We start from the raw sequence: 14,618 nt of genomic DNA on the forward strand, positions 1-14,618 counted from the left end.
CGCTTGTCTTAACTCCCCACAACGTATGCTACCTTTTTCTTTGGACAGAGGATTTCGGCGTTTTCGTTTGCTGTTTTGTTTGCTTTTTCGGATATTTTTCATAACGCTCTCTTACAGAAGATTCCACCTTGTCATAGTGTCCAAAGAGTTCTTCTCCTGACTTTGTTTCAATCACTTGATTTTCCCCATTGTACATCTTATAGTTCCTGCCAGTGTCAAGAAACGTAAGGATGGATTTTCCTTGATAAACCTCCATGATATTCTCCTTCTTAATCCAGAGATATCTTGCCTTCTCTCCCCATGTGCCCGGTACTCTTGTCTTTATGGCATGGTTGTTCTCTTCCACAATAAGCTTTTTACTAATGGTAACATCCGACAAATTCAAGTTCTTTGATGCGGATATTATCCGCATTCTCTCCGCTAATTCCTGATAACCTTTGACCCGGTTGAGAAAGGCTTCCTTGTCCATAATTACCTTATGTTGCCCTTCTTTATCCGTAGTTCCAATAAACCCAATGGTCTCCAACTGCCTGATTACGTTCTGCGCCTGCTCTCTCCCAATGCTAAAATTCTCTTTTACCTCTTCTACACTGATACTTTGTTTCTGCATGGCAAATAAACCAACCTTTTCAATGAGACCTTCTAAAGTGGCATGGATTGCTGCCTCCTTTTCTGTGTGAACTTTGGGAAATGATTTGTTTCCCTGCTCTTGCTGCTTTTTAAAAAAATCCATCATTGTTTCATGGGTATTTTCATCTCCCTTTTTCAGATAGTCGTCAAAGGTATCAATACGCCCATACTGTAATTTTTGTATCATCATATTGGCTCTTGGCACTGCTTCTGTATGGAAAATCACCTCACCCATTCCATCCGTTTTATCCCCGTCTGGCAATACGGAATACAGGATTCCATATTTTTTTGCCATCTTCTCCACCTTACCAATGTCCTTGGTCTTAAACTGTAATACCTGCAAATCTCCGCCTTTCATCAAAAGCTTTCGCATGGATGTTTTACCAAGTTGCTTCTCATAATCCAGCATACCTTTTAGAACATCCATTGCCTTTTGCAGGGCATTGATTCCGCCATGCCCTACCTTCATTGCAATTTCAATGCCATCATATGCCACACGGATAATCTGCACGGCATCTTGTAACTCTTCTGCCATTTAGTCCTCCTCCTCTGAAACCGCACCCTTTAAACCGCTCTTGGGAAATAGTCCCTTTGTTGCTTTCGCTTCTGTCACTCATTTTCCCATTCCCAGCTGTCTGGTTACCGCCTCATATACACTCGTTAACTTAACTCTTATTGCTCCTTTTCAGAAACGGTTGTGGGAATTCCATAGGCTTCCAAAATATCCACTAGCCCTTGCATTGCCCTTTCTTCCTCCAGGCGATACCGTTCAAGGGATACCAGTAGCCTTTCAATCTGCTCCACCCACGGTTGTTTCCCCATGTACTGGGTGGAATACCTTTCAATCATCTGCTGTGATTCTGTATCATTTTCTGCTTGAAGAAACTCCTCCATTAGTTGATTAACACGTTTCTTGTCTCCTGTTTGAGATGCAAACAGGGCGATAAACTCCTGTTCTAATGCTGTAAACGGATGATTTTTCCGCTTCATCTCTTCCATTGCTTCCTTCACCATTGCTAAATTCATACATTTACCTTACCTTTCCGGTTGCCTTACCTTGGTTCCATCCTTTCCTTTAAAATATCATGCTGTTTTCCAGTACTGCAATTTCAATGATTTCTTTCATTTTCTCCGCCGATAGGTTATTGTTAATCAGCTCCACTAATTGCCCTTCTGTCAGACCTTTTTCAATTCCGCTTTTAATCTGGATGAGCTGTGCCGGCACCAAGTCTCCACTGGCAACTAACTTTACAATATCTCCCCTGGATTTCTTCTTAAAGCCAAGCTTTGCTAAGAGGCTTACGATTCCACTGGTTTTTTGTGCACTATGATCTATCGGTACCTTTTGTACCAAATGACCTCTCCTATCTACTACAGGAATTTGATAATATACCGGAATTCCATAACCTCTCGGTTGAAATACGTTCTTAGTTGGCTCCTGTGTCTCCGATTTTCCATGGGTAGTAGTATTAATGGGTTGTTCCTGCTCTTTATCTATCTCATTTATCTCAGTCATTTCTTTTTCCTTCCCATACGGCTGTTTTAATCGGTGCTTTCCCTCCTGCAATTCAAATTCCTGGCTTTTGACAGTTCTCTGTAACTCTTCCATTTGATTTCCCATTTTTCTTATCTCCTCCTCATACTTCTCTTTATCCTTTCTAAGACGCGCGATAGCTCCTGTTGCTTTATTCAGCTCCTCCTGCTGCTTTTCTAACATGCTATCTCTCTCATCCATTTCACCGATCAGGTTTTTTCTTACGGCTTCATCTTCCTTACTGTTTTCAAAAAGCTTTAGATTCTTATTTAACTCATCATAACGTTCTTCCTGATACGTAATCTTTTCAAAAATGCCGTGTAATAAGGTAAGTAGCTCCTTGATATAATCCGTATCTACCACTGAATCCAGCTCCTGACTTACTACTTCCACCACTGACATTGCTTTGCTGATTTCTTCCTGATAGTTCTCATACAACTTTTTCATTCGTTGGGGAATTCCTTCTGCCTTCTCCATTATGGAACCTATGGTTTCTAAGGAAACTCCTTTATCAAAGAAATCATACAGCACCTCCATCTGACAGTTACTTAGTCCCTCTTTGCAAATCACTGAAATTTCTTCTTGGGAGCAGTTCCTTCTTAAGCAGTTAGAATACACTCGCATCTGCCTGATATCATATTTTTTATTGGTATACTGTTCGGTCTCTTCTTTTGCTATGCCATGCTCCAAATCCGATTGGACAAGTTGAATGATTTCACTGCTGTATTTGCCTCGTCGCTGCATTTTTTCAATGATAATATCGATTTCCTTTGCATCCATTGGTGTTCTCTCTCGATTCATCCTTACCTCCCTCTAAAAATGACGTAAAAAATACAGCCAATCTATCTGGTCGGCTGTTCTCTTCCATCTTCTTTTCTTTTTTCCATCTGTTCTTCTCGTTTCTGTTCTTTTTGAGGAACTCTGCTATCCTCTTTTTCCCATAGTTCTTTCCAGATTCCCTGTCCGACTCGTAATTCTTTCCGAATCACAGTCTCCTTCTCCTTTACTTCTGCTACCTTTCCTCTATAGTACTCCCGAAGTTTCTCTACTTCCTCATAGGAATATCCCTGCTTCTCCAACTGACCAGTCAGCGTTTGAAATGTTTCATGTTCCTCCCAAAAGAATTTATCTCCCTGTTGATATGCCTTTTCTGCTGGTAAAAGAGCTTTCATTTCATCCGTAAGGTCAAACAAGGACTTCATTTTTTGCTTATCACGATAGACACGACTTTTTTCTTGGTTGCTTCCTTTCCGAGAATCCTCTAATAGGTAAAGGGTAGCTGACAGTTCTTCTATGCTATAAATATCATGTCTCGCAAGAAATAAATATTGTGCTTGCAATTGCTGCATCTTACTAATTTCCCGCCGGTACTTCCATACCTGACTGTACGGCTTCTTTTTTAACTGCCCCAATCGATAGAGCTTTCCATAATATTTCTTTTGCAGACCGGACAGTTTGGCTCTCTTATACCTTTTTACATGGCAATGAAAAATCTGGGGCTTTTCTTCTATATTAGAAGAACGGTAACTGTTTAAGTCTTCTGTAATAACCCGTTCCCGGATTGCTTCTTCTGTATAAGCAGTTCCCAGCGTATCACATCTTCGATAACGCATCATTCCTTGGGGTTTTAGGGCTAAGTGTTTTCCTTCCTTGATTTCATATCCTTTTTCAGAGAGAAGTTCCAGGAAGCTTTCATAATCTCCTGCCTGCAACACACAGGCATCCAAATCCCGCTTTATCATATCCGACCACAAAAACTTCCCATCCCGGTACTCATTCCACTCCTTGTAATGCTCACTGCTTTTTCTCTTTTCCTTCCTTGCTTCCTCTTCAATCTCAATGGTGGATAAGCCATACGCTTCACATAAGCGATTGGTAATGGGCTGAATCTCTTTTGCCCACTCTCCCTTTTCATAGCGATATTTCTTTCCATCCACAAAACTGACACTGTTAAATATAATATGAGAATGTACATGATCGGTGTTGTCATGAACCACAAAAACAGCTTCATAGGATTTTCCCAGATATTCCGATACAAACTTCTGGGTGATTTCAAATGCTGTATCCGGTGTTACCTCCTCTTCCTGGAAGGATAGAATCAGATGATAGCCCTGTCGCTTCCCGATTTTATTAAACTTACGCTTGGTTTCCTTCATTTGCTCAAAAGCAGTATCTGGCTGGCAATTGATTCCGCCAATTAAACTGCCATTTTGAGTTTTCTCTACATTCATCACATATTCCAGAGCACTTTTTAAATGTTTTCCATGAAAGTTACCGCCGCAGTCTTTCATATAGAGTAATTTAGTAATTGCCAATGAGCCTCACCGCCTCCTCAATTCTGACGTTTAATTTCCGCATATAAGCAAACAAGCGGTCTTTGTCATTTACGGAATAGAGTCCAGAATTGTGATTGCAAACAATCTGATTGATATTTACACCAATTCGATTCACCTCATTAATCAAATCTTTTAACAGCCTTCGTACCTCCGGGTAGTCATTGGGTTTCTGACTAATCAGCAATCGCAAGTAAGCCGATTCCACCATGCCTGCCTGGACTGCTTTTTCCTCTAACATCTTTGCTTCCTCGGGTGTCATTCGTAACAGCTTACTAACACTGTGAACACGCTTTGCCATTCCATCACCTTCCTCTATGGGTGCTTCCATACTGGTGAATTTGCTCCGTTACCGAAGCAATGGTTTCCTCTAACTCTTTTGTTTCTCCCCCTAAACTGCCCTGTCTTCCATTCGTCGGATTTACATGAGCAAGAAATTCACCTGCTAATTTTGTAGCAAGCTCTTCTAACTCTTTACCATACTTGGTTTGGTCAAATAGCTAATCCAAGGTTGCCTCTTCTGCTTTTAAGCGCTCATATCTGCTCTGTGACTTGGCGAAGTCTACAAAGTCTTCTGGATTATTTCGTTGCGCCTCTGCTTCTAAAACTAACTCATAATTCCATTCACATACTGCATCAATGACATCATCCATGGAATACTCTTCCCAGCAAATCCGTTCCCTTACCTCCGCAAGGTCTCCCTGGTAAAAGTTCCCCTGCACTTCTCCCAGCACATAATCGTGTCCTTCCATATAGCCAAGAATCATCTCTGCTTCTTTATCCGTTAAAGGAAAGCCTGTATGAAACTGCTCCTGATATTTTATCAAGGCTTCTACTGTGCTTAGCTCATGAACGGTACTTTCTCCTTGCTCCGTTATAAATGCATAGTCTTCTTTCATCGTTACCCCACACCTCCTGTTCTTTCTTGATATTCTCTTTTTTCTTGATATTCTCTTCTTTCTTAATTCCCTGGTCTTCCCTGATTCATTGCCTTTCGAAATACCTACCTTTTCTATGTCCCTATTTTTTCTTAAGGCTCTGCTTTTTTCTGAAAGCTCTTTGTTTCTTTTTTATTTCTATCCTTGCTCCGATGTCCGGAAGAAAAGCCCCCGTACATCGCCAGATACGCATAGTGGATATCCATCCTCCATGCAAACTGGTTAGGGGAGAATCACCCCCTAAAACCCCTGATTTCTACCGATGGTAGGACTTTCTACTACCACTTTGATTCTTTGGTAGGACTTTTTCCTACCATTTTGGAAATTGGCAGGACTTTCTGCTACCACAAATCTTGTCGTCACGTTTCCCCTCTCTTTTGTGGTAGGACTTTTCTCTACCAAATTTGCTCCATGGTAGGACAAAGTCCTACCAGTTGTGTTGTTTGGTATGACTTTGTCCTACCATCTGTTTTTCTAATCCTTTGCTTTTCACTAACCACTCATTGTAATCCTTATAACCCTCTGGTGGAGGTGCATCTTCCACCTCATATCCAAGCTCGTTATACTTCTTTACCAATTCTTTCGCTGCCTTTCTCCCCGGTTCATCTCCATCCAGACAAAACCGAAGAAAGGTTATTTGAGGATGCTCCTTTAAGAACGTAATCAAAGGTAAGTCTGCAAGCATTCCCAGTGCCAGTTTGTTGGAATCGAAATCATTAAAAATATCCACATAGCTCATTATGTCAATAGCTGCTTCAAAAACAATCAGCTCCTGACTCTTTTCATTTACCACATTGAATCCATAGTTTTTATCATTGCCCGCCACATCACACCGAAAACCCTTTCCCCCTTTATCAAATACCCCGCGCATACTGGCAAACCGGGTAACTCCCTTTCGGTCATTTCCTTTAAATACAAGGTTGTGATAGGGACTGCTTTCATAAAGTAATCCCTGATTCACAAAATAATCAATGACTTCCGTTCGGATTCCCCTGTTATGCTTTAAATAGGAATATAAGTACTTGTTATCCCTGGATTCTGGTGGCAGAAGAAAGGAGACTTTCTTCTCTGTGCTTACAGTCTGCTGATGTTTTTCCAGCTGTCTCTCATGATAGCTTCGTTGCATCTTCTTTTCCATGTCTGGTATTCGCCTATAGCCTGTAAAATCTAAAAGCCAGAACACTGCCGTTTTTACATCCATTCCACAAAATACCCGCAAGAAGTCAATCTGAGATCCACCATTTTCTCCTGTTTCATACTGTCTTGACCATCGGAACCAGTGGGATTTTTCATAAATACGGATAGAATCCATTTCTTTTAAGGTGTAATACTTGCCAACCCGCTTTACTGTGTATCCAAGATAAGAGGCTACTGCGGTCAAATCAACACGCTTAGCAAGGGCAAGTTCTTCTTCTGTAAATCGGTTTCTTTCCACCCCACATCACCTTCCTCTCCCCCGTTCTGCTACAATTGGTGAGGAAATATTTAGGGACTTATAATCCTGTGTTAGAACGATTCTTGGATTGGTGAGTACTCCCTTTTCCTTAAAGCTAAAGAACTCCTGATTGTTTCCTCCCACAATCACGTGGTCAATTAAGTGAATCCCCACGAGTTCACAAATCCGATTCATTCTATCGGTCATCATGGTATCCGCCTTACTCGGTAACAGATTACCCGAGGGATGGCAATGGACGAGCATCATACTGGCGGCGTTACTGAGTATACTTGCCTTTAATAATTCTCTGGGATGTGCCATTGCTTCATTTAATGCTCCCATACTGGCAAAGTGAACATTAATAGGTGTGATGTCTGATTTTAAATGAATTACACAGACCACCTCCCGGTCAAATTCACACATAATCTCTCCCATTGCAGAGACTACCTCATAGGGACTGTTGAATGGTTGATCAGAATAGATGGGTGCATCCTTTACCAGCCGTACCGATACTACATCAACCTTGAATGGGTTCTTCTTTGGCATTTATATCAGCCTCCCCTCCAAGTTCAATACTGATTAGAAATTCCTCTTTGCTTTCATTGATAAAAGCAGTCAGTTCCTGTATGGATATTTCATTTTTTAAGATTTTCTGCTCCATTCCTGCCTCCTAACGAGACTTTTCTTTGGAATCGTAAATCAGTTTCGTATCCCCAACAATCCCATCCAATCTCTTGTTTGGTGTATCTGTAGCCAAGGAAAGCTTTCGCAAATCCTTATCATAATGGTACACTTGGTTGGACAGCCTCTCATCCAAGGCAACCTGATCCATATTGATTTCCGCTACCATCTGGGCAAGTTCATTGGGATCTCCCATAGAAACAGATACTGCAATGACTTCATGGAGAGATGAGGGCATAATATAAAGGTCTGTTTCTAATTCCTCCGCCAATCCATGAAGTTTATCCTCATACAGCATGGAAATCGCTCCATTTATCCCCCGTTCATTGCTAATTATCCACATCGTCTGTTCCGGCGGCATTTCTCCTATCATCATATCTGCAACCTCTGCGGGCATTCCATCCTTTGCAAACATCTCACGAATCACATCATTCATGCTTTTGATGCTGGGTGGAAATAATCTTCTTGTGTTGTCCACTGCCAGTTGAAACATCTGCTCTTCGGATAACCCCAAGCGCTCTGCCAGGGAATCATGAATAACGGTGCTCTGAATTCCTTCTGCGTCTGTTTTTACTACCCAGCGATAAATAATAGATAAATCCTGGAATGCCCTGTTGGGCACGTTCTGTAACATGTCCTTGTTCTGCTCGGTATTCACAAGTTGAAACACGATATTATTTTTAGCAGAATCCATCTCAATGCCAGTGACAATATCCGGGGCTTCCTTTATTGCTTTTTCCATCCGATTGGCTGCGGTCTGCAATACCTCTTGAAGATCATTGTTCTTCTGATATTGTGCATATATATCATTAATATAGATGGTTGGAGTTACTCTGGTGTCTCCCTCTGTAATCAGATTCAAGCCATCCAGGGTTACATTGACCTTATCCACGGGGTGAATCTCTAACTTCATGTTCTGGTACTCCGCTGGCATATAGTCTAAGAATTTCTCTGCCAGTACTTCTTTAAAAATCTCATAATTCATCATCAATTTTTCCTCCTAAAAATAAAAATGGGGAGATACGAAAAAGCTTGTATCTCCCGGTGATTGGTTACTTGTTAAGTTAGATAGTGAGGTATTGGTTATGGCGGTACCTTCTGGCGTTTGAAATTGGTCATGGATATCGTTCTCCTTTCGAAAATGGGTATGAAAAAAGCCAGTGGTTAGCTGGCTTGAGGGGGCATGTCTTATAAAATTTTGTTTTACATATGTAGATATGTAGCTGTGCCTTCTGAAATATTGGTACGAATACAATCCCCCACTGGTTAGGAATCCTTATGCTTTTATGAATTACGTTTTATTCAAAAACACCGGTAAGCTCACCCTGTTGAATGATGTGGGGCTTAATCGCACGAAGCAGATGTTTCTTTTTCGCATTCTCTTTTAAGGTAATTGTACTGTCCAGTACATAAATGGTGAATTGATAAGCATGCTGCTTTCCTCTTGGTGGCTTCGGTCCCGCATATTTATGTCGTCCATAGCCTATGCCCTGTATGGCATTGCCTAATGAGGGAACTACCTTTCCGGCAGGAATATTTCCTGGAATTCTATCAAGAACAGGGATGTTCCAAATGACCCAATGGTTATAAATTCCAAAGAGTGGGTGCTTGATATCGTCTAATATAATTGCAATGGATTTGGCATCTGGAGAAAGGTTTGCAAGAATAAATTCAGGTGACTGATCTTCTCCTCGCCCGGTGTGCTGTAGGGGGAACTTTTGTCCTTCGGTTATGCCAGTGCATTTGAATTGTAAGTTGGTATTCATGATTTTCTCCTTTGCTGTGGGTTAATTTACCTGGCTATTAAGAAGCAGTAGCAGATTCAAAATCCTACTAAGTATCAGAGAATTGTACTGATTACTGCTGCAATCAGTGCTGCAAAAATAAATACTGGAATTCCTCTCAAAAAAGCCTTAAAATGCTTTCTAAATCCATGATACTCTTTGTCGTCAGCTATCTCTGTGAAATGTGTTCTTTTCGTCCTGCTCCACCAGCAACAATCAATAACAAGTAAATCAAAAAGATTTAACCCTTCCCCTAATATCAAAAGATAGATGAATGCTGACATAAATTTTGAAAGCCTTAATACCAAGCCTATAACGATAAACGCAATAGTAAACAACACCAGATTTGACAGAAAAGATTTCAAATAAGTAGATTTCTTCGGAATCATTTTATTTAGCATTTCATTCTGTCTAATCTTTGTCTGAACGGCATCAGGATAACTATAAAAGTTTTTGATGTTTTTTCTATCTCCGCCAGTGCCAAGATAACAGAGCAAGAAGAACAATGCATATAAAATGATTCCTGTTATCACATACTGCATGTGATTACCTCCTAATTAAATTAGAATTGTAAAAGATTCTCACTTTTACGGTAATTACCTCTTTTTTATATAATGAGTAGTTCAAAATCATATCAATGAATTATTCCTAGTATATCTATACTTGAGTTTCATAGAAACATCAATGGAGAATACGTACCATCAGCCATATAATTTACTATGTTCAGCCTCTCTACTACTTAGTAGTGAGTTTACTCATATTTGATCAATACTTTCATTTTCCAGGTACATCTCTTCTTTGCTTTCTTGCCTTAATGATTCATTAATCAGGTTTTGAGCAAGAAACACTATAATATTGGAATCAATTACTTTATTAATCATATTTTCTAGCCCTTTCATCGAATTAATTAAATATGTGTAGTTTCTTTTACCATTATAATCAATTGATAATTCCTCATTTATAACAACCATAACTGGATATGAAACTGTTCCATAATTAACAAACATCATTCTATATTTATAATGTTCCAATCCTCTTGCCGTTAGATATACCTCACGCCTAATTTTTCTTATATGTCAACTGTAATTATTTCAAATGTTGACTGTATGATTTTTAAGGCAGCTGCAATTCCTACTTGTTTCAAATAAGAACTTTTAATGCAATGATTAATTCTTCTTGTACTTACATACAGATTCAGCTCCTTTCAGAGTCTTTGGAAGGTCTAGATTTTGTTTGCCCCTTGCAAAATAAAGTTCGAAAGCATCCTCAATTATTACTATCACAGCATATACTAATTAAGTATAAATTCCTTGCCATTTATAAAGCACCAAGCTATTTCATATTTTTTTTGCAGCTCTATCAAAAAACTTTTCTTTATTACAAGTTGGTCTGTTCTATTCTCCAAAACAGTATTTTTACAAACTAATTCATCTTTATAGTAATATGTACATTGGTATTCCCCTACTTGTAAATCTAATTTATCTATTATTTTAGGATGTAATAAGGTTATACTTGTAAATGGTTCATAATCCCATAAATAATTTATAAAAACTTGTTCATTCTTATAAGTTAATTCAACAGTTTTATAAAAATGTTTTGTCCTATACAACTCATTATAAAAAATTCCCTCAGGCAATGCTTTTTCTCTTATATTCCTATCCATTATTTGACCTTTAATATAAATATACAGATCATAATTCAAATTGTATCCAAAGGTAATTGGAATCCATTTATCGTTATTTTCAAGTTTATCTTGCAATTTGATTATCTCCGTATCAATCTCTGTGTTAATCATAATTGGATTAATAACTTTTTCAGGAATAGAGCAGTCTACGGTTGTAAAATTATTTATAAGTGTAACAATCTTTTGAACCCAAATACTTAATTTAATACCATTAGTTAACAGGGTTTTTAAATATTTACATATAATCCTATCTAATGCGATTTCTTCATATTTTTCTGCATATTTTTTCTGATAATCTGGTCCATTACTCCAGTAATCATGAAAACCATATCTTATATATGAATATTCACCTTTTAGTATTTCTAACAATACATTATTTAAGAACATCCGCTTGTATGGCTCTGCTATTTCACTAACTATAAAGTCTGAACTGAATCTATAACTATCTTCCTTAAAGTTATTTAGAAATGCATTAACAATTTTATTTTGGCATTGATAATAAAGTTCTCCTTCCTCATCATCATTATATTCTATATACTCATCAAATTCAGTTTCTCTCTCATTCTTCTCTCTGTAATACTTTTCCAAGTCGTTGCTTGATATATCCTCTAGTCCCTGAAATACAAAATGATTTATAAAAGAAGTTATATCAAGATTGACATCATAATCTATTTTCAGATTTCTAGTTACCATAATATCCTTAATTCCATTTATATACCATAAATCTAGGAATTTATATTTTCCTATATAAAAACTCCATTTAAGATTTTCAAATAAAAATCGGTATATCTCAGTTATAGTTAGAGCATCTACATAATCCGTAATATTAAATATTATCTGTACTAACTTTGTATATACCGTTTCATCTTTACAGTTACCATTTATTGATTGAAGAAATTTTATAATCACTTTGGGTTCTTTCTTCATCAGTATCGTAATTGTTTTCATACTTCTACTAATAATACGACTATCTAAACTATACAAAAAAAGTGTAAAGACTCTTAACTGATTAAATATTTGATCATTATCTAATAAATCAAGTTGATTATCTATAGAATAATTTAATCTTTTAAAATAATCTGACTCAAGGAATTTATCATTTAAATAAGAAGCCCAATTTCTTTGCATCACTTCATTAATCCATATTTGACTCATTTCATAGATATAATTCACACTAAAGTATCTGGTACTTCGACTACATTGCATCATAATACAGTCCCATACATCAAATCTGGCATCATATGAATTATTAATAGCAACGCTATTATCATTGACATATATACTAAATCCTACTGCACATATTTTTCTCAGATCACGCCAATACATACTGTTCAAAAAGAGATATACATTTTCACTATATTTCAAATAACTTGCCCAATAATATAATTCAAATCCACCGTTTTTGTATTTACATGAGATATCTGGCAATAATATAGCTAACATCTCATCCCTTGTAACTAGTAAATTATAATATGGGTTTTGAGGGTTAAAAAACTGTTTTAACTGTTTTTCATTTTGAAACTCTTTTACTTTTTCATTATGTAAAATTTGCTTTATAATTAAATAATCTGACCACAAATTAAATTCTACAAATACGGTATGATCCTTTTCGTTGTAAACTAATATATTTTCATTCAGCAGTTCATCAACTACATTAAAAGATAATTTATAGCATCCCAATTTTTTATCTATATCAGCACTAAGTATACTATAATTTACATATTCGTCTACATATTTTATAACTAGATCAGCATATATCTCTAATGCTGTTCCTACAATATCTGCTTTGGTTTTATCATGAGGATACTTTTTTAAAATCCTTTTCGTTACACTTTTAAAATATAAAGGGAAAATTGTATATAATCCGTCCTCCGCATTAAATTCCTTGCCCTCAAATAATCTGCAATACATCTTAAGTAATAACGGCAGAGTAAATATATCCATATCCTGATAATTGTATGATAAAGGAATATTAAAGAATATAAAAAATGCCTCAATATCTTTCTTTTTTTTCAACCTACCTAGATTTATACATAAAAAATCATTAACATTCTCTATTGCTTTTCTATTGCCCCGTACACTATACACAAACCCTACATTTTCATATTGTTTTATTGTTAATGCTAATTCTTTTATTTCTTCTTCTATGTTTTTTCCTTCATTTACTGCATCAAAAAAAATAATACTCCTTCTTTCAGTAACACGTCCCCAGTCATCCATACATTTAAGAAAATCATCAAATTCACATTTATTTCCTACTTCAAGATAGTTTATTATCTTGCGTTTTAATATTTCTTCACTTCTACAATACTGTCCTAAAATTAATACAGCTTTTCCATAATTATTTAAATACTTAGCAGCTGCGTGTGCTATAAAATGAGATTTTCCCACTCCAGCCTCTCCTGTTATCATAAGGAATGGAGAATCTAATAATTTTTTGTACTCTTTGTTATTCGTGATATCTTGTTCGCAAAACTCTCTAGACATATAGTCTAAAAATACAGTCTCTTCTCTTTCAATATCAAGCTCCTGCGAATATCTATCAGACAAACGCTCTATACTGCTTTGCAATCTCTTAGCAAACCAAGCGTCATTCAATTCTAAACTCTCTTTAAACCTATATTGTGATAAGTTTAAAAAATAGTTTATTAATCGTTCTGTTGAAACAAGTTGATTAATAAAGTCTTTTTCTACAACTCCTTGTCTTATATCAGATTCAATTGCAGCTAACAAAAAATCGACGAAGCCTAATTTGACTTCATATTGTTTGCATAGTTCAACTATTTCTTCCCTAAGCAACTTCCTTAATTTAATATCATCATCACTGCGAAACATCCATTCAATACAAGTTGCAAATGTGTGCCAATCTTCTTCTGTTAAAGATTGTATTTGGGTAACGTTTGAATTTGATGAATTATATGTATTTATGTAATAGTCTTTAATCACATTTATGAAATATGCTTTTACCTCTAACCAACTGCTAGGATTCTTAATATCAGTCAACAAATCAATACATTTATTTTTTGGTGGCTGTAATATTCCAACTTTTTTCTCTTTCGTAGTTTCAACATTAGTATAAAAAACAAATTTTATCGACTCATCTTTTACATTAATCCACTTATTCAAAAAAATACATATTGATTTCTTTACTTCTTTACTATTTAACGAAAATCCATTATTACTATACAATTTATCTTGCTCATAGGTATGTTTGTAGTCCGTATCTGTTATTTTTATTTCATATACATCATCACCACATTCTATAGCTGAATATATTAGTTTATTTTCACTAATCCCTTGAAGTAATCTTCGTATTGCCCTCAAAACCTGCAGATTATATCCCCTAAAACTCTCTTTAGCATCTGTATTCTTATCAACCAATTTACTTCCTCCTGGTCATGATTTTATTTCAATATAATCAGTCTATTTTTCACAACTATTGCAAAAATATATACTAAAGTCCAAAATGTTAATTCCTGAGGTTTTTCATCCCGCAACTTAGGAACTCGAAATCACACTTTCCGACATGCTAAGAATCCAATGTCTATCAAGACCATTTCCTGTGGATTTTCAGGATTTATTATTTATGTTTTAAAACA

At 36.7% G+C, this 14,618-nt stretch carries 15 protein-coding genes; all 15 read right to left on the reverse strand.

The window, feature by feature from the left end; genetic code table 11:
• Positions 1-28 precede the first annotated feature (28 nt).
• Entirely contained in the window at positions 29-1,165 is a 1,137-nt protein-coding gene (locus acsn021_RS19500; RefSeq protein ID WP_184093202.1) for a PcfB family protein, read from the reverse strand.
• A gap of 137 nt (positions 1,166-1,302) precedes the next feature.
• Positions 1,303-1,656 carry a hypothetical protein gene (locus acsn021_RS19505; protein WP_184093203.1) on the reverse strand — a complete coding sequence of 118 codons (354 nt, stop codon included), beginning with the start codon at positions 1,654-1,656 and terminating at the stop codon, positions 1,303-1,305.
• Between the two features lie 49 nt (positions 1,657-1,705).
• A complete protein-coding gene (locus acsn021_RS19510) occupies positions 1,706-2,965 on the reverse strand; it encodes a hypothetical protein (protein ID WP_184093204.1) in 1,260 nt (419 codons plus the stop codon).
• A 41-nt stretch (positions 2,966-3,006) separates the two neighbouring features.
• Positions 3,007-4,479, reverse strand: coding sequence for a relaxase/mobilization nuclease domain-containing protein (locus acsn021_RS19515; RefSeq protein ID WP_330601780.1), 1,473 nt, complete (start codon positions 4,477-4,479; stop codon positions 3,007-3,009).
• Positions 4,466-4,828 (reverse strand): MobC family plasmid mobilization relaxosome protein, encoded by a 363-nt coding sequence (locus acsn021_RS19520; protein ID WP_330601781.1) that lies wholly within the window; start codon positions 4,826-4,828, stop codon positions 4,466-4,468. Before acsn021_RS19520 ends, acsn021_RS19515 begins: the two co-directional genes overlap by 14 nt.
• Positions 4,829-4,997: 169 nt before the next feature.
• Positions 4,998-5,396, reverse strand: coding sequence for a hypothetical protein (locus tag acsn021_RS19525; RefSeq protein ID WP_184093205.1), 399 nt, complete (start codon positions 5,394-5,396; stop codon positions 4,998-5,000).
• Positions 5,397-5,675: 279 nt separating this feature from the next.
• Positions 5,676-5,837 (reverse strand): hypothetical protein, encoded by a 162-nt coding sequence (locus tag acsn021_RS19530; protein ID WP_184093206.1) that lies wholly within the window; start codon positions 5,835-5,837, stop codon positions 5,676-5,678.
• A 25-nt stretch (positions 5,838-5,862) separates the two neighbouring features.
• Positions 5,863-6,870: a DUF3991 and TOPRIM domain-containing protein gene (locus acsn021_RS19535; protein ID WP_184093207.1), complete on the reverse strand. Its 1,008-nt coding sequence runs from the start codon at positions 6,868-6,870 to the stop codon at positions 5,863-5,865.
• 6 nt (positions 6,871-6,876) lie between these two features.
• Positions 6,877-7,416 (reverse strand): JAB domain-containing protein, encoded by a 540-nt coding sequence (locus acsn021_RS19540; protein ID WP_184093208.1) that lies wholly within the window; start codon positions 7,414-7,416, stop codon positions 6,877-6,879.
• Complete coding sequence (locus acsn021_RS19545) at positions 7,388-7,531, reverse strand: hypothetical protein (RefSeq protein WP_184093209.1); 144 nt, start codon at positions 7,529-7,531, stop codon at positions 7,388-7,390. Before acsn021_RS19545 ends, acsn021_RS19540 begins: the two co-directional genes overlap by 29 nt.
• Positions 7,532-7,540: 9 nt before the next feature.
• Positions 7,541-8,539 carry a DUF5688 family protein gene (locus tag acsn021_RS19550; RefSeq protein ID WP_184093210.1) on the reverse strand — a complete coding sequence of 333 codons (999 nt, stop codon included), beginning with the start codon at positions 8,537-8,539 and terminating at the stop codon, positions 7,541-7,543.
• A gap of 310 nt (positions 8,540-8,849) precedes the next feature.
• Positions 8,850-9,317 carry a YbhB/YbcL family Raf kinase inhibitor-like protein gene (locus tag acsn021_RS19555; protein WP_184093211.1) on the reverse strand — a complete coding sequence of 156 codons (468 nt, stop codon included), beginning with the start codon at positions 9,315-9,317 and terminating at the stop codon, positions 8,850-8,852.
• Between the two features lie 74 nt (positions 9,318-9,391).
• Complete coding sequence (locus tag acsn021_RS19560) at positions 9,392-9,877, reverse strand: ABC transporter permease (RefSeq protein WP_184093212.1); 486 nt, start codon at positions 9,875-9,877, stop codon at positions 9,392-9,394.
• Positions 9,878-10,090: 213 nt separating this feature from the next.
• Positions 10,091-10,366 carry a hypothetical protein gene (locus tag acsn021_RS19565; protein ID WP_184093213.1) on the reverse strand — a complete coding sequence of 92 codons (276 nt, stop codon included), beginning with the start codon at positions 10,364-10,366 and terminating at the stop codon, positions 10,091-10,093.
• Between the two features lie 260 nt (positions 10,367-10,626).
• The gene (locus acsn021_RS19570; RefSeq protein ID WP_184093214.1) at positions 10,627-14,400 is read right to left on the reverse strand and encodes an NACHT domain-containing protein; all 3,774 of its coding nucleotides are present in this window, start codon (positions 14,398-14,400) and stop codon (positions 10,627-10,629) included.
• Positions 14,401-14,618: the final 218 nt, after the last annotated feature.

This window comes from Anaerocolumna cellulosilytica (assembly GCF_014218335.1).
GTDB classification, from domain to species: Bacteria; Bacillota; Clostridia; order Lachnospirales; family Lachnospiraceae; genus Anaerocolumna; species Anaerocolumna cellulosilytica.